Genomic DNA, 18,291 nt, shown 5'->3' on the forward strand with positions numbered 1-18,291 from the left:
GATTCGGGTGTCCGAGCAGGAGACACGGCTGATCGCGGGCCGCTACCGGCTCCTGGACCGGCTGGGGCGCGGGGGCATGGGCACCGTGTGGTGCGCGGACGACGAGCTGCTCGGCCGCCGGGTCGCGGTGAAGGAGCTGCATCCGGAGGACTCTCCCGGGGGCCGCGGCGCCTCGCCGTACACCTCCACGGCGGCGCCGCTGCGCGAGGCGCGGGCCGTGGCGCGGGTCAAGCACCCGCATGTCGTCGTCGTGCACGACGTGGTCGTCGACGACGGGCTTCCGTACATCGTCATGGAGCTGGTCGACGGCGGCTCGCTCGCCGAACGGATCGCGCGCCGCGGCCCGGTCGGTGTCGCCGAGACCGCCCGCATCGGGCTGGCGCTGCTCGGGGCACTGCGCGCCGCGCACGAACTGGGCGTACTGCACCGGGATCTGAAGCCCGCGAACGTCCTGCTCGAAGAAGCGACCGGGCGGGTGGTCCTCACCGACTTCGGCATCGCCCAGCTCACCGGCTCCACGACGATCACCGAGGTGGGGTCGTTCGTCGGATCGCCCGAGTACACCGCACCCGAGCGGATGCAGGGCGCCACCGCCGGTCCCGCGTCGGACCTGTGGTCGTTCGGGGTGCTGCTGTGTGCCGCGCTCGGCGGTGAATCGCCCTTCCGCCGGGACTCGTTGGGCGGGATCCTGCACGCGGTCGTCGAGGCCGAGATCACCCTGCCCGCCCAGGCCGAGCCCTTGCGTCCGCTCGTCCTCGGGCTGCTCGAGCGCGATCCGGCGCTGCGGCTCGACGCGGCGGAGGCGGAGAAGCTGCTGCGTACGTACGTGGCGAAGGGCAGTCTGCCGGCCCGCGACGTGCACAGCGCGCCGACCAGCCATGTCGCCCGGCCCGCGCCCGCCCACCAGGCGCCCACCCCGACGGAGTCGGTCACGGCGGCGCCCGCGCCGGCGTCCGTACCGGCACCCGCAGGCCGTGCCCGTCGCCGCGCGCCGCTGCTGGCCGCCGCCGCCGTGGTCGCCGCACTCGCCGGGGCGGGCGGGGCGACGGCGGTGCTGATGCAGGACGACGGCAAGGGCACGGCCGCGCCCGGGCCCTCGGCCTCGGACAGCACGCCACCGGCGCGCACCGCGCAGTCTCCCGTCGCGGCCCCCGCGCCCACCGTCACGGTGACGAGCTCCCCGGCCCCGGCGGCCAAGAAGCCTCCGGCGCCCGCGGGTTACCTCGCGGTCGTGGACCCGGACGGGTTCGCGCTCGCCGTGCCCGATGGCTTCGTGCGTTCCGAGGACGACAAGCGCGTGTACTACATGGACGCGGACCAGGCCGTCAGGATCGGCATCCGCGTGCAGCGGCCGGTCCCCGACGGCCCGCTCGGATCGATGCGCCGCTCGGACGCGGACGGACCGCACACCAACCCCGGCTACCGCGACGGCAAGGTCACCCCGACCACCCACAACGGACTGACCGCCGCGCTCTGGGAGTTCACCTGGAAGGGCTTCTCGCAGGCCGAGGGCGCCCGGCACACGATCGACGTCTGCTGGGAGGAGAACGGCAGGATGTACGACGTGTGGGTCTCCGCGCCCGTGGGCCGGCTGGACGAGGCGCGCCGGCACTTCGACACCGCGCTCGACTCCTTCACGCCGCCCGGCTGACCGGCACAAGCCTGGCCGGCCCCCCGGCCGACCCCACCCGCCCGGCTGACCGCATCCGCCCGGCCGACCCCACCCACCCACCCGCCCGGCCGACCGCGCCTGCCCCCGGCCGACCGCCCCTCGTGCGGTGGGGTGCGGCGAGGCAGGACGGTCACTGTCACGGGTCTGCATCCGGTCCCGTGTGCCGGTGGCATCCACCACCGGGGTTGGTCAGGATGTGTGCATGACCAACAACGGGGGACGGTCGAACGAGCCGATCAGCCACGGCCTCAGGTCGCCGGACGCCGCCCGGCGGCTGTGGATCTCCGGCCCGGTGGAGAGCTGGGCGGCCCGGGAGGGCGACACGCTCGTCGACCGGGTCGCCGGGCATCCGAGGATCCAGGGCCTGTGAGCGCCGCGGGCGACGGCCGCCTGATCGGCGGCCGCTACCGGCTCGTCGAACGCATCGGCTCCGGCGGCATGGGCACCGTCTGGCTGGCCCGGGACGAAGTCGTCGGCCGGGACTGCGCGGTGAAGGAGCCGCGGCTGCCCGGCGACCCCTCCGACCCCGTCCACCAGCGGCTCTGCCGACGGCTTCAGCGCGAGGCGCGGGCGGCCGCGCAGGTGGAACACCCGTCGGCCGTATCCGTGCACGATGTCGTCACGGACGGCGGACTCCCTTGGATCGTCATGGAGTTGGTCCGCGGCGAATCCCTCCATGCCCTGCTCAAGCGGGGAGCGCTGCCGCCGGAGGAGGCCGCCCGGATCGGGCTCGCCGTCCTGGGCGCGCTTGCCGCCGCGCACGCGAAGGGGATCGTCCACCGCGATGTGAAACCCGCGAACGTCCTGCTCGGACCGCACGGCCGGGTAGTGCTCACGGACTTCGGCATCGCGCGCGTCCAGGGTGAGGAGCCGCTGACGGTCAGCGGTGAGTTCGTCGGCTCGCTCGAATCGATCGCGCCGGAACGGATGCAGGGCGTCCCGGCCGGGCCCGAGTCGGACCTGTGGTCGCTGGGCGTGCTGCTGTACGCGGCGGTCGAGGGCTGGTCCCCGTTCCGGCGTACGACGCTGGAGTCCACCCTGGCGGCGATCCTCCAGGCGGAGGCGCCCGAGCCGGTACGGGCGGGACCGCTGGCCGACCTGATCGTGCGGCTGCTGGCGAAGGAGCCCTCGCACCGGCCGTCCGCGCAGGAGGTGGAGCGGGAACTGGAGGCGGTGGCGGCGGGACGCGTCCCCCCGCTGCGGGCGCCGGCGGGCGATGCGCCGGAACCGGAATCTCCTGCCCGGCGCGCGCCTGAGCCCCGTCCCGAAGCCGGTGCCGCCGAACCCGCGCCCGGGCCGCGCGCATCCGGATCGCGGGAGTCCGGGACCCAGGGCTCGCGGCCGAAGGACTCCGGGTCACCCGACGTCGGGCCACCCGACTCCGGATCGGACCCGCGGCCCACCTCCACGGCCACGCCCTCCCGTCTCCGCCAACCCCGCCGGACCGTCGCCCTGGCCGCGGCGGCGGCCGTCGCCGTCGCCGCGGCCGTCTGGGGTGTCGCCGCCGTCGCGGCCGGCGGCACCGGCAACTTGGGCACATCCTCGGGCGCACACGGGAACGGCACCGGACCCTCCTCGCAGCCGCAGATGGCGACCCCGGACGCCTGGCGGTGGCGACCCCACCTCGAGTCACGGCTCGACGCGGAGATCTCCGTCCCCCGGTCGTACCGGCGTGAGGCCGTCACCTCCGAGGCGTCACTCGCGGCCGATCGGGAGATCACCTTCGCCGAGCGCGGCAACCCGGTCTGGTTACGGCTCACGCGCGCCGACAAGGACCCGTCCGCGTCCGGCCCGGTCGAGTGGGCGCAGCGCGATCTGCGGCGGCTGATGGACGGGGGTGAGCAGGGCGGCGGGTTCACGGCGTCCCAGGCGCGCGGCACCGTCGTCCCCGCCAATCACCACGGCACCGACGCGGCCGTGCTGGACGTGACGTACTACGCGCAGGAGGGCGACACCGCACGGCCCGTCCACCGGCTGGCGTTCTACGTGGTCACCGCCGCCCAGGAGCGCTACTCGGTGCTCGTCGAGATGCCGAAGGGCGGCAAGGAGGAGGCGGAGGGTCAGGATCTCTTCCGTGGTGTCCGGGACCGCCTGAAGCTCGGCAAAGCCGAGACCAGTCCCTGATCAGGCCTTATGTGCCAGCGATCGCTGGCGCGATGATGTGGGGGTGTGGAAAAGCTGTTACCGACGGGTACCCAAAGCTCTGATTGCGGCATACTCTCGCCCCCATGACGGACTCGAAGGCCCCCGCCGCCGCCCTCGGCACCAACCCGACCGCGGCCGCGCCGGCGAACGCGCGCACCGCCGCCGACGTGGTCACTCCCGAGGTGGTCGCGCAGCTCACCCGTGGCGTCGTGGGCTCCGGCCGCACCGCCAACCACACGCCCTTCACCGGACAGAAGCTGGCGGACCTGCCCGAGTCCACTCCCGAGGACGTGGCCGAGGCCTTCGCGCGGGCCCGTGTCGCCCAGCCCGTCTGGGCCGCGACCCCGGTCCGCACCCGCGCCGCCGTGCTGCTGCGCTTCCACGACCTGGTCCTGGAGCGGCAGGCCGAAGTCCTCGACCTCATCCAGCTGGAGACCGGCAAGGCCCGGCTGCACGCGCACGAAGAGGTCCAGGCCGTCGCCGTGGCCGCCCGCCACTACGGCCGCAGGGCCGCCGCCTATCTGAAGCCGAAGCGCCACACCGGTGTGGTCCCCGTCCTCACCAAGGCCACCGAACTGCGCCAGCCGCGCGGTGTCGTGGGCCAGATCGCGCCCTGGAACTACCCGCTCGAACTGTCCGTCGGCGACGCGCTGCCCGCGTTCGTGTCCGGCAACGCCGTCGTGATGAAGCCCGACACCGAGACCGCGCTGACCGCCCTGTGGGCCCGTGATCTGCTGATCGAGGCCGGACTGCCGGCCGAGGTCTTCCAGGTCGTCATCGGCGAGGGCCCGGTCGTCGGCCCGGAGGTCGTCAAGCACGCCGACTACGTCTCCTTCACCGGCTCCACCCGCACCGGCCGCGAGGTCGCCCAGGGCGCGGCCGCCCGCCTCATCGGGGTCTCCCTCGAACTCGGCGGCAAGAACGCCATGCTGGTGCTCCACGACGCGGACATCGAGAAGGCCGCCGCCGGAGCGATCCGCGCCTGCTTCTCGTCGGCCGGCCAGTTGTGCATCTCCATCGAGCGGCTCTACGTCCACGAGTCGGTGGCCGATGCCTTCCTGGAGCGGTTCGCCGCCCGGACCAAGGCGATGCGCCTGGGCAGTTCGCTGGCGTACGGCGCCGACATGGGCTCGCTCGTCGGCGAACGCCAGCTGGAGACCGTCACCCGCCATGTCGACGAGGCGGTGGCCAAGGGCGCCACGCTCGTCGCCGGCGGCGTCGCCCGCCCCGACATAGGCCCGCTGTTCTACGAGCCGACCATTCTCGACGGTGTCGAGTCGCCCATGGCGGTGTGCACCGAGGAGACCTTCGGCCCGGTCGTCTCCGTCTACCGCTTCACGGACGAGGACGAGGCCGTCGCGCTCGCCAACGCCACGCCGTACGGACTGAATTCGAGCGTCTGGACGCGTGACGGCAGGCGCGGCCACGCCGTCGCGGCGAAGCTGCGCACCGGCACGGTCAACATCAACGAGGGCTACGCACCGGCGTACGGCAGTGTGCAGTCCCCGATGGGCGGTATGAAGGACTCCGGTCTGAGCAGGCGGCACGGCTCCGAGGGAATCCTCAAGTACACCGAGGCGCAGACCGTCGCGCAGCAGCGGCTCATCCCGCTCGCCCCGTCGTTCGGGATGGACGACGAGAAGTACGCGGCGTTCATGAGCCGCTCCCTCAGGGCGATGAAGGCCCTGCGTCTCCGCTAGCCCGCCACGTCGGCCCCGGCGCCGGCCCGAACCGAGCAGTCAGCACCGTTTCGTACCGAGGAGTGCCATGTCCCAGGTCCCCCCTGCCCGGAATCAGGAAGCCCCCGACGACGACGCCTACGACTACGACGTCCTGATCGTCGGTTCGGGCTTCGGCGGTTCGGTCTCGGCGCTGCGCCTGACGGAGAAGGGCTACCGGGTCGGCGTCCTCGAGGCGGGCCGCCGCTTCACCCGGGAGACCCTGCCGAAGAACTCCTGGGACCTGCGCAACTTCCTGTGGGCCCCGGCGCTCGGCCTGTTCGGCATCCAGCGGATCCATCTGCTCGGCAATGTGATGGTGCTGGCGGGCGCGGGCGTGGGCGGTGGTTCGCTGAACTACGCCAACACCCTCTATGTCCCGCCGAAGCCCTTCTTCGAGGACGCGCAGTGGGGGAACATCACCGACTGGCACGCGGAACTCCAGCCGTACTACGACCAGGCACGGCGGATGCTCGGCGTCCGGCTCAACCCGACGATGACCCCCTCCGACGTCCATCTCAAGGCGACCGCCCAGGCGATGGGCATCGGCGACACCTTCCACATGGCACCGGTCGGCGTCTTCTTCGGCGACGGCGAAGACGCCGACGGTACGGCGAAGGCCGCGCCCGGTTCCGAGGTCCCCGACCCGTACTTCGGCGGGGTGGGGCCGGCCCGCAAGGCGTGCACCGAGTGCGGTGAATGCATGACGGGCTGCCGCCACGGCGCGAAGAACACCCTCAACGAGAACTACCTCTACCTCGCCGAGCAGGCCGGTGCCGTCATCCACCCGATGACCTCGGTCGTCACCGTCACCGAGGACTCGCGGGGCGGCTTCGCGGTGGGCACGCTGCCGAGCGACAGCAAGCGCAAGGGCAAGGGGCGCACCTTCACGGCGCGCCGGGTCGTGATCGCGGCCGGCACCTACGGCACCCAGACCCTGCTGCACCGGATGAAGGACACCGGCCTGCTGCCGCGGATCTCCGGGCGGCTGGGGGAGCTGACCCGTACGAACTCCGAGGCGCTCGTGGGCGCGCAGACCGACAACCGCCGCTACCGCAAGCGGCACGGCGGGGAGCGGGTCGACTTCACCCGCGGCGTCGCGATCACCTCGTCGATCCATCCCGATGCCAACACCCATATCGAGCCGGTGCGTTACGGCAAGGGCTCCAACGCGATGGGCGGGCTGACGGTCCTCCAGGTCCCGTACAACACCAAGCGCCGCGTGGCGGGCTGGTTCGGGAGCATCACCAAGCACCCGTTGCTCGCGATGCGGATGCTGTCCAACCGGCGCTGGTCGGAGCGGACGATCATCGGGCTCGTCATGCAGTCGCTGGACAACTCACTGACCACGTACCGCAAGCCCAAGGGCATCGGCAAGGGCCTGCTCACCGCCCGGCAGGGCCACGGCGCGCCCAACCCGACCCAGATCCCGGAGGCGACCCGCGCGGCCTCGCTTCTCGCGGAGGAGATCAACGGTTTCGCCGGCTCCAACATCGGTGAGCTGATGGGCACTCCGCTGACCGCCCACTTCCTGGGCGGCTGCCCGATCGGCGCGGCGGCGGAGGCGGGCGTGATCGACCCGTACCACCGGCTGTTCGGCCACCCGGGCATCTCGGTCGTGGACGGCTCCGCGGTCTCGGCGAACCTCGGGGTGAACCCGTCCCTGACGATCACCGCGCAGGCGGAGCGGGCGATGTCGTTCTGGCCCAACAAGGGCGAGGAGGACCCGCGTCCGGCGCAGGGCGGTGTGTACGAACGTCTGCTCCCGATCGCCCCGAAGTCCCCTGCGGTCCCGGACGCGGCGTTCGGAGCCCTGCGGCTGCCGCTGCTGGAGATCCCGAAGGTCCCGCCGAAGAAGGCCTGACGGCCCGCGCCGGGGCCCACCCGCCCCGGCCGCACCACCCCGGGCACAGAGAAGGGCCGCTGCACCCCCCTCCGAGTGCAGCGGCCCTTCCGGTCTTGCAGGTGGCTCGTGTTACGCCGTCGCGTCCTCACGGCGGCGCTTCATCGCGAAGACCACACCTGCACCGGCGAGAACGGCGACACCGCCGACGATCCCGACGACGGGCAGGACGGAATCGGAGCCGGTCTCGGCGAGGCTGCCGGTGACCTGGGCGCCCGTGTTGGTGCCCGTGCTCGGCTTCTCGGTGGCGACCGGAACCTTGCCACCCTCCTGCGGCTTCGTGCCGCCGGTGTCCGTACCGGCCTTCACGATCTGGAACTTGTACGCGATGTCACCGCTGCCGATGCACTCGGCGTCCTCGTCGCTGTAGATGCTCGCGCCGAGCGAGAAGCCCGCACCCACCGGGGCACCGGCCTTGACGTTGATCCGCAGCGGGATGTCGACCTCGAACTCGGGCTCCAGCGTCTCCGACCAGCCGACGAAGCCGACGGCCTCGCCGTCCGGGCCGCGCAGGTCGTACCAGGTCTTGGTGTCCGCGTCGAAGGCCTGGAGACGGACCTGCTTGCGGGTGAACAGCTCCTCGCCCAGCTCGTCGGCGGAGGCGCCGGCGAAGTAGACGAGGTCGGTCAGCGTGCTGTCCGACGAGTTGTAGATGTTCAGGCTGAACTTGTGCCAGCCGCTGCCCGCGGCGATCTTGCCGGGAAGCCCCGTGATCGACACGTCGATCTTGGCGTCCTCGCACTCGACCGGCAGCTCCTCCTCCGGCTCCGACTCCGTCGCGCTGGGCGTCGCGGCGGGGGAGCTGGGGGTGTTGAGCGGTGCGCTCGGCGAGGGGGCGGAGTCGCTGGGCGAGGCGCTGGTGCTCGTGCCCGGCTCGGGGGCCGTCCCCGGGGCCGTCTCGGTCGCCGAGGGCGAACCGGACGGGGTGGTGCTCTCGCCGGCCTCCGGAGTCGTGGACTCGGTGGTGGTCGGCGAGCCCGTCGCGAACGCGGCCGGAGCCGACAGGAACGCGGCGGGGGCTATGACTGCGGTCGCGGCGGCGACGGCCATAGCGCGGCGAAGCTTCATGAAGACCTCAGTGAAGTCCGGGTGCCGCATCACAGCGGCACTGAGTCTGGAGGGCCTTCCGGGGTGGGGGTGCACGGGTGAGGCCGTTGATACGCATAGATGACCGGCGAGTGGCCGAAAAGGTTGCACACGAACTCACAGAATATTTATGTGGCGCCCGTCACATACGTCGTCACGGGGTCGCGGGGGGCCGGCGGGGGCCGGCTCGTGCCGTCGGCCCGGCTGTCCTGAAACCGCCGTCCCGGCCCGGCCGTTGACTGTGATGCGCGTCACGCTCTGGCGCCTGTGGTGATCGCACAACCTTTCCCCCGGGTGCGCGGTCGAACCTGCGCTGTCACCGCCCCATGCACCCCCGGGGCCCCACGGATCCCAACTGATCTCGAAGGTTCGTTGATGAGACGCCTGTCCCTTCCGGCTGCCGGCCGTCGTTCGGCCACCGCCCTCGCTGTCGCCGGGCTGTTCGCCGGCGCAGTGCTCACCGCCGCTCCCGCCCACGCGGACGGCCCCGTGTTCACCCTCGGCGGCCCGGCCGAGGTCGGGCTGCGCCCGTATCCCGCCACGGGCAAGCCCCAGACGACAACCGTCGATGTGACGGTGAACAACCCCAGCGAGGACGTGGAGAACGGCGACTTCGACGGCGAGTACACCGTCAGGTTCGACCTCAGCGCCCTCGCCGGTGTCGCCGATGTGAAGTTCGGCGACACCGGGAGCTCGGACTGCAAGATCACCGGCACCACCGGCGTCTGCACCGACTACGGCGTGTGGGCCGGTCTCAGCAGCGTCGCCGAGCTGAAGGTCTCCGCCGCCAAGGGCAGCAAGCCCGGCGCCACCGGTGACATCAAGGTCTCCGGCTCGGCAGAGGGCGCCACCTTCACGTCCTTCGCGACCAAGGTGACCGTGGGCGGTCCCGACCTGGTGATGAAGCCGCTGAACCTGACGGCGGACGTCAAGCCGGGCCAGGCGCAGCGCGCTCCGATCACGTTCGCCAACGCGGGCACGTCCGCGGCCGGCGATGTGCTGCTCACGCTGATGTACTCGCACGGCATCGAGATCCCCGAGCGGTTCTCCAACTGCGAGTACAGCCAGGGCACGGGTGAGGACTTCGAACACGTCTACTCCACCGCGATCTGCGCCCTCGAAGGACCCTTCGAGCCGGGTGCCGTCTACGAGCTGGAGAAGCCCTTCACGGTGAAGGCGGCCGGTCACGCCTTCATCGAGGACTTCATCTACCGCGTCAACGAGGACAGCCCGAAGGAGCGTGCCGCCCAGCGTGCCGGCGCCGCCTTCACCCCGGGCACCGGAGGGGTTCTCGGAGTGAAGAAGCAGGCCGCCCCGGCCCGTTCTGCGGACCTCGACCCGTGGAACAACCAGCAGGAGCAGGGCATCCGCGCCAAGAACACGGCGGACTTCGCCGCGTACGGCGTGAGCGTGGAGAAGGCCGCCGTCGGCGAGACGGTCAAGGCCGGCATCGGCTTCCGCAACCAGGGCCCGGCGTGGATCGGTTACATCCGCTCCGGTGAATCCATCGGCGTCGTGGACGTCAGGATCCCCGAGGGCGCCAAGGTCACCGCCAAGCCGAAGTCCTGCAACGGCGTGACGGCGTCGGGTGGTGAGCGCGACAAGCAGCTCGGCGCGCCCCGCTACATCTGCGAGGTCGGCTCCGTGGTCCTGGAGAACGCGGACTTCGCGCTGCCCTTCGAGCTCACGGTCGAGAAGGTCGTCGCCGACGCGACGGGAACCGTGACCGTGCGCAACTGGCACGAGCCCGAGCCCGCGCTGCAGTTCGACCCGAACATGGCCAACAACACCGCGAAGCTCGTCCTGAACGGCAAGGACTCCGGCACCACCACGGGCGGCACCTCCGGCGGTTCCACCACCGGCGGTTCGACCGGTGGCTCCACGGGTGGCGACTCGGCGCAGTCCACGGGCGGTACGGCCGCGGGCACCGCCGCGTCCGGTGGCGGTACGGCCGAAGGCGGGCTGGCCTCCACCGGCTCGACCGCGCTGCTCACCGCGTCGGCCGCCGCCGTCGCGCTGGCCGCGGGCGGGGTCCTCTTCGTCGCCGTCCGTCGCCGCCGCGCGACGACCGGTGCGTGAGACGCCGATCGCACCGATCATGTCGCACCGATCGCGTCGTACTGACCGAGCAGGGGTCACCGGGCGGATCTGATCGACGAGACCGGACCTGCCCGAGCGGAAGCGGTGAACACCGTGACCGGGCCCTCGGCCCGGACGCAGAGCAAGGGCCCCGCCGGACGCGCTGTCCGCGGGGCCCTTGGCGATCGGCACCGGCGTCAGGGCAGCGCCGGTGCCGAGTCGCGGCGCCGGGGGGTTGCGCCGCGGGGAACGGCCGCCCGTCGTGCGCACCCGGGGCCTGTTCCGAACGACAGGCCCCTGCGGCGCACGGGTGGTGTCGGCCTCTGGCTGTGGAGTCGCGCAGTGGGGATGCGCGGGTTCTGGCATCGTGCTGGGCGTGCTGCGAGAGCAGCTGTTCGGATCGGATGCGGTCGGCCCCGGGCGTCCCCGGAAGCCGACCGCCCTTGGAGTGACCGGGCTGCTGTCCCCTGCCGACCGGTCACGCGCGCTGGGGCGAGGTCCCACGACGTACCTGAGATACGTCACACGCCCCAGCGGAGCCACGCGTGGTTTCCTGCACTGGCCCGCCCCTGGCTGACACGGACACCGGGACCAACGACCCCCTGTCGCCCGCGGTCACGCGCCGTACGGGTGAGGATGCAACCGAACTCAGATGCGGCCCCGGCACAGCTCCAGCAGCGTCATCGCCAGCGAGGTGCCGGGCCGGCCGAGCGCGTCGCGGAAGTGGCTGAGCACCTCCATCTCGCGGGACAGGTTCACCCGGCGACCGCCGGACGACAGACGCGCGTCCTGGATGACGGCCGACACGGCCATCCGTTCCTGCACGAGACCGATGATCCGGTCGTCGAGGGCGTCGATCCGCTCGCGGGCGGAGGCGATCACGTCCGCGGCCTCGGGGGTGCGGGCGCCGGTCTTCTCCGTGACGGTCTTCTCGGCGAGTGTCATGGCGTGGGGCTCCTTGTTCCGAAGGAGGCGTCCCCGGTCCGGCACGGCCCGGAAATGACAGAACGCCCCGGGCCTTGTCGGCCCGGGGCGCCTGGGAAGTCGCTTGTCAGTTGCTCAAGCAGCACGACCATGGCAGCCGGACGGGCCGGTGCCATAGGTAAAGACGAAGGTCAGCTGCATGTGCATGGGCACAGTATGGACCGACCTCCCGCCCGGGGCCAAAGCCGGGTTCGGATGGTGAGACGGAAGAGGCCCCCGCGCGCCCCGGTAGAATCGGCAGAACCGACCCCGCCCACCGCCGGAAGGCCGCCAGTGTCATCAGCGTCCCCCGCTGCCGCGCCCGCATCGAACCCGGACGTCGTCCTGGTTGTCGATTTCGGCGCCCAGTACGCCCAGCTCATCGCCCGCCGTGTCCGTGAGGCCCGGGTCTACAGCGAGATCGTCCCCTCGACGATGCCCGTCGCCGAGATGCTGGCCAAGAACCCCAAGGCGATCATCCTCTCCGGCGGTCCCTCGTCCGTCTACGCGGAGGGCGCCCCGCGCCTGGACCGCGCGATCTTCGAGGCCGGGGTCCCCGTCTTCGGCATGTGCTACGGCTTCCAGCTGATGGCCACGACCCTCGGCGGCACCGTCGACAACACGGGGGCGCGTGAGTACGGCCGTACCCCGCTGCACGTCTCCAAGGCCGGTTCGACGCTCTTCGAGGGCACCCCGTCCGAGCAGCCGGTGTGGATGTCCCACGGCGACGCCTGCTCCGCCGCCCCGGAGGGCTTCACAGTCACCGCGTCCACGGACGTGGTCCCCGTCGCCGCCTTCGAGAACGACGAGAAGAAGCTGTACGGCGTGCAGTACCACCCCGAGGTGATGCACTCCACGCACGGCCAGCAGGTTCTCGAGCACTTCCTCTACCGGGGGGCCGGCATCGAGCCGACCTGGACCACCGGGAACGTCATCGAGGAGCAGGTCGCCGCCATCCGCGAGCAGGTCGGCGACAAGCGCGCGATCTGCGGGCTGTCCGGCGGCGTGGACTCCGCGGTGGCCGCCGCTCTCGTGCAGAAGGCCATCGGCTCCCAGCTGACCTGTGTGTACGTCGACCACGGTCTGATGCGCAAGGGTGAGACCGAGCAGGTCGAGAAGGACTTCGTCGCGGCAACGGGCGTACAGCTCAAGGTCGTCGACGCCGAGGAGCGTTTCCTCGACGCGCTGAAGGGGGTCGCCGACCCCGAGCAGAAGCGGAAGATCATCGGCCGCGAGTTCATCCGGGTCTTCGAGCAGGCGCAGGCCGAGATCGTGGCCGAGGCCGAGGCCGGCGAGGAAGTCGCCTTCCTCGTCCAGGGCACGCTCTACCCGGACGTCGTCGAGTCCGGCGGCGGCAGCGGTACCGCCAACATCAAGTCGCACCACAACGTCGGCGGTCTGCCCGAGGACCTGGAGTTCCAGCTCGTCGAGCCGCTGCGCCAGCTGTTCAAGGACGAGGTCCGGATGGTCGGCCAGGAACTGGGCCTGCCGGAGGAGATCGTCCAGCGCCAGCCGTTCCCGGGCCCCGGCCTCGGCATCCGGATCGTCGGCGACGTCACCAAGGAGCGGCTCGACCTCCTGCGCGAGGCCGACTCCATCGCCCGCGAGGAGCTGACCGCGGCCGGTCTCGACCGTGACATCTGGCAGTGCCCGGTGGTGCTGCTCGCCGATGTCCGCAGTGTCGGTGTCCAGGGTGACGGACGCACCTACGGCCACCCGATCGTCCTGCGTCCCGTGTCCTCCGAGGACGCCATGACGGCGGACTGGACGCGGATGCCGTACGACGTGCTGGCGAAGATCTCGACCCGCATCACCAACGAGGTCGCGGACGTCAACCGCGTGGTCCTCGACGTGACGAGCAAGCCGCCGGGCACCATCGAGTGGGAGTAGTCCCCGGGCAGTTCCGCTACGACGGCTTCTCCAGTTCGAAGTCGTCGTAGTGGAAGCCCGGCGAGACGACGCAGGTCACCAGCGCCGGCTCCGTTCCCGCCGGGTCCGCCGACTGCCAGGTGCCGGCGGGCACCAGCAGCTGCGGCATCTCGCCGGACTCCACCGACGGGCCGAGCCTGAGCGTCGTGTCGTGCGACGGCTCGTCCCCGGTGCCCCCGAGGTGCAGCCGCAGCGGGCCGCCGCGGTGCCACAGCCACAGCTCGTCCGACCGCACCCGGTGCCAGCGCGAGCGCTCGCCGGGGTGCAGCAGGAAGTAGATACCGGTGGCGTAGGCCCGCTCGCCGGGGTAGCCGGGCGGGGTCGTCCCGCCGGGCGTCCGCCAGGTCTCCCTGAACCATCCGCCCTCGACATGGCGCTCCAGCCCGAGCAGCGGAACCAGCGGGGAAGTGTGTTCGCTCATGGGGGCATTCTCGCGCAAGGGACGTGAAGTCTCTGGTCAGTTGAGGTACCCGGAGGTAGCTTCCGTGCCATGACTGAGACGCCCTCGCCGATACCGGTTGACCAGCTGCGATTCGCCATGCCGCCCGTGCACGAGACCGTCGCCGACGAGCGTGCGTACCGCAAGGAGCGGCTCGCGGGGGCGCTGCGGCTCTTCGGCCGGTTCGGATACGAGGACGGGGTGTCCGGGCATGTCACCGCGCGGGACCCGGAGTTCGCGGACTGCTTCTGGGTCAACCCCTTCGGTGTGCCGTTCGCGCATGTCACGGCCGGGGACCTGGTGCTGGCGAACGGCCAGGGGCAGGTCGTCGCCGGGCGTCACCATGTCAACCAGGCCGCCTTCGCGGTGCACGCCCAGGTCCACCGCGCGCGGCCGGACGTCGTCGCCGTCGCCCACACCCACTCCGTGCACGGACGCGCGCTGTCGGCGCTCGGCGAGCTGATCGAGCCGATCACCCAGGAGGCGTGCGCCTTCTACGAGGACCACGCGCTGATGGACCGCTACACCGGTGTGGTGGTCGACGAGGAGGAAGGCCGGCGCATCGCCGAGGCCCTCGGCCCGCACAAAGCCGCCGTCCTGCGCAACCACGGACTGCTGACCGTCGGCGACTCGGTCGACGCCGCCGCCTGGTGGTTCATCTCCATGGAACGCTGCGCCCAGGTGCAGCTCACGGCGCGGGCGGCGGGCAAGCCCGCGCTGATCGATCACCGTGACGCGGTGGCCACCCGCGAGCAGCTCGGCACCGATCTGGTCGCGTGGATCAACTACCAGCCGCTGTGGCAGCAGATCAGCCGGGCGGAACCCGGGCTTCTCCAGTAGTCTCCCGTCAACGTAGCGGCGCCGTATTCACCCCCTGTGGCCTCGGGCGCCGGAGCGCGCGCCCCTTGCGTACGGCACAATTCCCTGGAATTGCAAGGAAGTTCGGTCGACGTGGGGCTCGGAAGGCGGCAGACGTTCGTGGCGGTGCAGGAAGCGGGACAGTGCGAGGAGTGCACGCACGGCGCACGCGAGGGTCATCGGCGCGCGGTCGCCGCGTTTCTCGCACGACGGGACGAACTGGCCGCGGGGCAGGGTCTGCCCGCCGGGGTCGCCCACTCGCCGGGCGCTTCGCGCCAGTGGGTGTCGGACGAACTGACCCAGTCGGCACGCGGGGTCGCCGACCGCAGCCGTGAAGCCGGCGACGCCTGGCTCCAGTTGATCTGGCAGCGCTCGGTGATCGCGGTGTGGGCGGCCGTGGTGGCGCTGGCGCTCGGACAGAGCGTGACGGCGATAGGCGCGGGCTGGACCGCCGCACGTACGGCGGGACTCCTCGCCGCGGTCCTCTTCGGCGCGCTCCTGACCGTGACCGCCCGGCTGCACCGCGCCCGCGGCGGCCTCCTGGCGCCCCTCATCGGCGAGGACAACCGGCTCTCCACCTCCCGCGCGGTCGCCGTCACCTGGGTCCTGCTGGTCGCCTACGCCGTGCTGGTGATCGCCTTCGAGCTGGCGCTCGCCTCCGCCCCCTCCCGCCGGGACACCCTGATCGACGGCCTCGGTCTCGCCCGGGGCGCGGGCCTGCTCTCCGTCCTCGCCCTCACGTGCGCCATCGCCGTGGCCGTCCGCCGGGTGGTGGCCCTGCGGGTCGTGGCACGGCGGCTCCAGAAGGTGCGCGCGGACCGGCCGCGCCTGGCCGACCTGCTTTGCGACGACAGCGGCCGCGGCAGTTTCGCGGACGTGCAGTACGTCCTGGTCGGCGCGGTCGCCATGGTCTTCACGCTGGTGTGCCTCGCCCGCCGGCCCGAGCGGCTGCCCGATCTGCCGTGGGGCCTCGCGCTGCTGGTCGCCGTCTCGGCGGTGACGTACTTCGCGGGGAAGTACGCGGAGGGCGGCCGGCCGGTCGTCTTCTCGGTGGTCCGGGCGCGCGAGGCCGGGGACCTGGACGCCCCCATCCGTACCGGCGACGACATCGAGATCCGCGGCACCGGCTTCGTACCGCCCGGCGCGGGCTCCCCGGACCGCCTCGCCCGGCTGGTCGTGCGTATCGGCACGGTCCACGTCCACGTCCCGCTGATCCCGGTCCCCGGCGGTTTCGCCAACCCCACCGACACCGTGCTGACGGTGCCGGTCCCCGTGGAGGTCGAGCCCGGGCGGGTCGAGGTGCAGGTGGTGACCGCCGCCGGCGGTGAGAGCAGCCCGGTCGTCATCGATGTGACCGACTGATCCGGCCCGTCACGGGCGAGCACTCCCGGGGTGGTTGTCGCAGTGTGAGCCGCATGCCTGGTGAGCCGCGCGGCGACGACGTACGTATGGTCAGTTGACGGGTCAACCGAAGGCGGGACCAGCGATGACACATACATATCGGACGACATCCGGCTACGGCACGATCGACGGCGGACACCACGGCGGCTGGAGGGAGCGGGCGAGTCAGTACGCCCTGCTGCCGCTGCGGATCTTCCTCGGCGTGACCTTCATCTACGCGGGGATCGACAAGCTCACCGACAGCCAGTTCATGGCGGCGAGCGGCACCGGCTCGGTCGGGGACCTGATGCGCAGTGTGCGGGACAGCTCCGCCGTCCCCGGGCTCGTCGACCTCGCCCTCAAGAGCCCCGAGAACTTCGGCTACGCGATCGCCTTCGGAGAGCTCGCCGTCGGCATCGGCACCCTCGTCGGACTGCTCGCCCGGCTGGCCGCGTTCGGTGGCGCGCTCATCTCGCTGAGCCTGTGGCTGACCGTCAGCTGGCAGACCGAGCCGTACTACTACGGCAACGACCTGGCCTACCTGATGGCCTGGCTGCCGCTGGTGCTCGCCGGGGCGTCGGTCCTGTCCGTCGACGCCGCCATCGCCTCCCGGCGACGGCGCACCTTGTAGTCCACCAGACCCACCGCCCCGGACAGGAACAGACCGCCGAAGACCACCGGGAAGACCACGAACCACGGGATCTGCCAGGTGCCGGCCGCATCGCCGGCGTACAGCAGCGCTGCGGCCAGCACCGCCAGACCCGCGACCACCTTGCCCGGCCTGAACGCATGCCGGATGTCACGACGCGGCACGGGTCACCTCCACCTGTCCGACGCCCACTTCGAGGCGGAGTTCGATCGTGCCCGACGGCTTGACCCCGGCGGGCGGCGACAGCGTCTGCTGCCGCTGCTGACCGGGCTGGACGTCGATGTCGTTCTTCGCGTCGCCGGGCAGCCTGATGTCGCCCAGTCCGACCTCGGCCCGCAGCTTCACCGGAGCGTTCTTCGGGACGACGACCTTCACGCCCCCGGCCCCGACCTCCACCCGTGTCGACAGGGTCTCGCCCGCGGGGACGGCGGCGGCGGAGAGGTCGAGAGTGCCGATGCCCGAGCCCAGTTCGTACCGCGGTGCCACGGCCGCGACCGAGGCCGGCTTCCAGTCCGTCCGCGCCCACTCGGTACTGATGTCCTTCGGAAGCGCGGCGGCGCCCGCCAGCAGAACCGCCGTGATCCCCGTCATCAGCACCGTGCCGAAGCCGGTACGGCCCAGCACCGAACTGACCAGCAGTCCGAGGCCGAACACCGCCAGCGCGCAGACCAGACCGATCTGCAGGCTCGTGCCCAGCGGATGGGTCTCCCAGCTCGCGGCCGTGCCCGTACCGCCGGCGGCCAGGGCGAGCAGGAACACCGTGCCGCCGATGCCGCGCGGACCGCGCGCACGGGTCCGGGCGGGGCGCTCCCGCTTCGGCTGGACCGCCTCCCCGAGCGCCGACTCCGGGCCCCACAGATAGCCGGACGGCACCGGCCCCGTCGTGCCGTCCTTGACGATCGGGTCGCGCCACCAGGACGGACTGTCGGGGGCGGGCGGCGCCTTCGTCTCCGGCGGTGCCTCGGCGACCGCGTGCGCCGTCGCCGGATCCAGCGGCGCACCTTCGGGAACGACGCTGCGGCGACGCTGCGACCACACGGCCGCGCCGGCGGCCGCGACGGACAGGAGCACGGCGAAGGCGATCGTGCCCCCGTTGCTCAGCATCGTGAGGAACAGCCCGCAGCCGATCAGCGCGAGAAACACCGCCGTCAAGGACGCGCCCTCGACCCGGCCCGACAGCAGCCGCCGCCCCTCGGTCTCGTCGTCGTCCTCCTGCGGGATCAGCAGCCAGGCGAAGCCGTAGAAGATCAGGCCCACGCCGCCGGTCACCGACAGCACACCGATCACGATCCGGAAGATGACCGGATCGAGGTCGAAGTAACGGCCGAGCCCGCCGCAGACGCCCGCCAGCACCTTCTGGCGGGGTGTGCGGCGCAGCGGCGCGTCGGGGTGCGTCTCGGGCGCCCCTTCCTGAGTCGCCTGCGGCGTGGTCGGCGAAGTCATGGGTCCATGGTGACGGGCGCCCGGCGC

15 protein-coding genes are annotated in these 18,291 nt (G+C 72.0%); 10 read left to right on the top strand and 5 right to left on the bottom strand.

The genetic code is table 11. From position 1 onward, the window contains the following. Positions 1-7: 7 nt before the first annotated feature. From OHA05_RS21950 to OHA05_RS21970, 5 genes are all read left to right on the top strand, one after another. Complete coding sequence (locus OHA05_RS21950) at positions 8-1,651, top strand: serine/threonine-protein kinase (RefSeq protein WP_328861495.1); 1,644 nt, start codon at positions 8-10, stop codon at positions 1,649-1,651. Positions 1,652-1,874: 223 nt separating this feature from the next. Next, complete coding sequence (locus OHA05_RS21955) at positions 1,875-2,042, top strand: hypothetical protein (RefSeq protein ID WP_313944623.1); 168 nt, start codon at positions 1,875-1,877, stop codon at positions 2,040-2,042. 68 nt (positions 2,043-2,110) lie between these two features. Beyond that, positions 2,111-3,796 (top strand): protein kinase domain-containing protein, encoded by a 1,686-nt coding sequence (locus OHA05_RS21960; protein ID WP_443043843.1) that lies wholly within the window; start codon positions 2,111-2,113, stop codon positions 3,794-3,796. 104 nt (positions 3,797-3,900) lie between these two features. After that, the gene (locus OHA05_RS21965) at positions 3,901-5,517 is read left to right on the top strand and encodes a succinic semialdehyde dehydrogenase (protein ID WP_313944621.1); all 1,617 of its coding nucleotides are present in this window, start codon (positions 3,901-3,903) and stop codon (positions 5,515-5,517) included. A gap of 67 nt (positions 5,518-5,584) precedes the next feature. Then, the gene (locus OHA05_RS21970; RefSeq protein ID WP_313944620.1) at positions 5,585-7,399 is read left to right on the top strand and encodes a GMC family oxidoreductase; all 1,815 of its coding nucleotides are present in this window, start codon (positions 5,585-5,587) and stop codon (positions 7,397-7,399) included. 111 nt (positions 7,400-7,510) lie between these two features. Here OHA05_RS21970 and OHA05_RS21975 read toward each other — a convergent pair whose 3' ends face one another. Continuing rightward, the gene (locus OHA05_RS21975; protein ID WP_313944619.1) at positions 7,511-8,506 is read right to left on the bottom strand and encodes an LPXTG cell wall anchor domain-containing protein; all 996 of its coding nucleotides are present in this window, start codon (positions 8,504-8,506) and stop codon (positions 7,511-7,513) included. Positions 8,507-8,899: 393 nt separating this feature from the next. On the opposite strand from OHA05_RS21975, the gene OHA05_RS21980 reads away from it, so the two are divergent. After that, the gene (locus tag OHA05_RS21980) at positions 8,900-10,603 is read left to right on the top strand and encodes a peptidase (protein WP_328861497.1); all 1,704 of its coding nucleotides are present in this window, start codon (positions 8,900-8,902) and stop codon (positions 10,601-10,603) included. A 648-nt stretch (positions 10,604-11,251) separates the two neighbouring features. On the opposite strand, the gene OHA05_RS21985 is transcribed toward OHA05_RS21980, so the two are convergent. Continuing rightward, positions 11,252-11,548 (bottom strand): chorismate mutase, encoded by a 297-nt coding sequence (locus OHA05_RS21985; protein ID WP_328861498.1) that lies wholly within the window; start codon positions 11,546-11,548, stop codon positions 11,252-11,254. A gap of 312 nt (positions 11,549-11,860) precedes the next feature. Between OHA05_RS21985 and guaA the strand changes: the two genes are divergently transcribed. Further along, complete coding sequence (gene guaA / locus OHA05_RS21990) at positions 11,861-13,456, top strand: glutamine-hydrolyzing GMP synthase (protein ID WP_313944616.1); 1,596 nt, start codon at positions 11,861-11,863, stop codon at positions 13,454-13,456. A 16-nt stretch (positions 13,457-13,472) separates the two neighbouring features. Here the strand turns inward: guaA and OHA05_RS21995 are convergent, their stop codons facing one another. Continuing rightward, positions 13,473-13,916 carry a cupin domain-containing protein gene (locus OHA05_RS21995; RefSeq protein ID WP_313944615.1) on the bottom strand — a complete coding sequence of 148 codons (444 nt, stop codon included), beginning with the start codon at positions 13,914-13,916 and terminating at the stop codon, positions 13,473-13,475. A gap of 69 nt (positions 13,917-13,985) precedes the next feature. Between OHA05_RS21995 and OHA05_RS22000 the strand changes: the two genes are divergently transcribed. The 3 genes from OHA05_RS22000 to OHA05_RS22010 all read left to right on the top strand — a co-directional run bounded on the left by OHA05_RS22000 (position 13,986) and on the right by OHA05_RS22010 (position 16,803). Beyond that, positions 13,986-14,774 (top strand): class II aldolase/adducin family protein, encoded by a 789-nt coding sequence (locus tag OHA05_RS22000; protein WP_313944614.1) that lies wholly within the window; start codon positions 13,986-13,988, stop codon positions 14,772-14,774. A 111-nt stretch (positions 14,775-14,885) separates the two neighbouring features. Continuing rightward, complete coding sequence (locus tag OHA05_RS22005; protein ID WP_313944613.1) at positions 14,886-16,154, top strand: hypothetical protein; 1,269 nt, start codon at positions 14,886-14,888, stop codon at positions 16,152-16,154. Positions 16,155-16,278: 124 nt separating this feature from the next. After that, positions 16,279-16,803 carry a DoxX family protein gene (locus OHA05_RS22010; RefSeq protein ID WP_313944612.1) on the top strand — a complete coding sequence of 175 codons (525 nt, stop codon included), beginning with the start codon at positions 16,279-16,281 and terminating at the stop codon, positions 16,801-16,803. Here the strand turns inward: OHA05_RS22010 and OHA05_RS22015 are convergent. Both OHA05_RS22015 and OHA05_RS22020 read right to left on the bottom strand, forming a co-directional pair. Beyond that, positions 16,710-16,985, bottom strand: a complete 276-nt coding sequence (locus OHA05_RS22015; RefSeq protein WP_313944611.1) for a hypothetical protein — start codon at positions 16,983-16,985, stop codon at positions 16,710-16,712. The two genes, OHA05_RS22010 and OHA05_RS22015, sit on opposite strands and share 94 nt — an antisense overlap. Continuing rightward, entirely contained in the window at positions 16,972-18,264 is a 1,293-nt protein-coding gene (locus tag OHA05_RS22020; protein WP_328861499.1) for a PspC domain-containing protein, read from the bottom strand. The genes OHA05_RS22015 and OHA05_RS22020 overlap by 14 nt, the downstream gene beginning before the upstream one ends. Positions 18,265-18,291 lie beyond the last annotated feature (27 nt).

The organism is Streptomyces sp. NBC_00306, from assembly GCF_036169555.1.
Lineage (GTDB): Bacteria > Actinomycetota > Actinomycetes > Streptomycetales > Streptomycetaceae > Streptomyces > Streptomyces achmelvichensis.

What these genes read in the sequence shown, in the direction of transcription:
- OHA05_RS22000 (WP_313944614.1), top strand. Translation starts at nt 13,986, where the DNA reads ATGACTGAGACGCCCTCGCCGATACCGGTTGACCAGCTGCGATTCGCC.
- OHA05_RS22020 (WP_328861499.1), bottom strand. Translation starts at nt 18,264, where the DNA reads ATGACTTCGCCGACCACGCCGCAGGCGACTCAGGAAGGGGCGCCCGAG.
- OHA05_RS21980 (WP_328861497.1), top strand. Translation starts at nt 8,900, where the DNA reads ATGAGACGCCTGTCCCTTCCGGCTGCCGGCCGTCGTTCGGCCACCGCC.
- OHA05_RS21955 (WP_313944623.1), top strand. Translation starts at nt 1,875, where the DNA reads ATGACCAACAACGGGGGACGGTCGAACGAGCCGATCAGCCACGGCCTC.
- OHA05_RS21970 (WP_313944620.1), top strand. Translation starts at nt 5,585, where the DNA reads ATGTCCCAGGTCCCCCCTGCCCGGAATCAGGAAGCCCCCGACGACGAC.
- OHA05_RS21995 (WP_313944615.1), bottom strand. Translation starts at nt 13,916, where the DNA reads ATGAGCGAACACACTTCCCCGCTGGTTCCGCTGCTCGGGCTGGAGCGC.
- OHA05_RS21965 (WP_313944621.1), top strand. Translation starts at nt 3,901, where the DNA reads ATGACGGACTCGAAGGCCCCCGCCGCCGCCCTCGGCACCAACCCGACC.
- OHA05_RS21975 (WP_313944619.1), bottom strand. Translation starts at nt 8,506, where the DNA reads ATGAAGCTTCGCCGCGCTATGGCCGTCGCCGCCGCGACCGCAGTCATA.
- OHA05_RS21960 (WP_443043843.1), top strand. Translation starts at nt 2,111, where the DNA reads ATGGGCACCGTCTGGCTGGCCCGGGACGAAGTCGTCGGCCGGGACTGC.
- OHA05_RS22010 (WP_313944612.1), top strand. Translation starts at nt 16,279, where the DNA reads ATGACACATACATATCGGACGACATCCGGCTACGGCACGATCGACGGC.
- OHA05_RS21985 (WP_328861498.1), bottom strand. Translation starts at nt 11,548, where the DNA reads ATGACACTCGCCGAGAAGACCGTCACGGAGAAGACCGGCGCCCGCACC.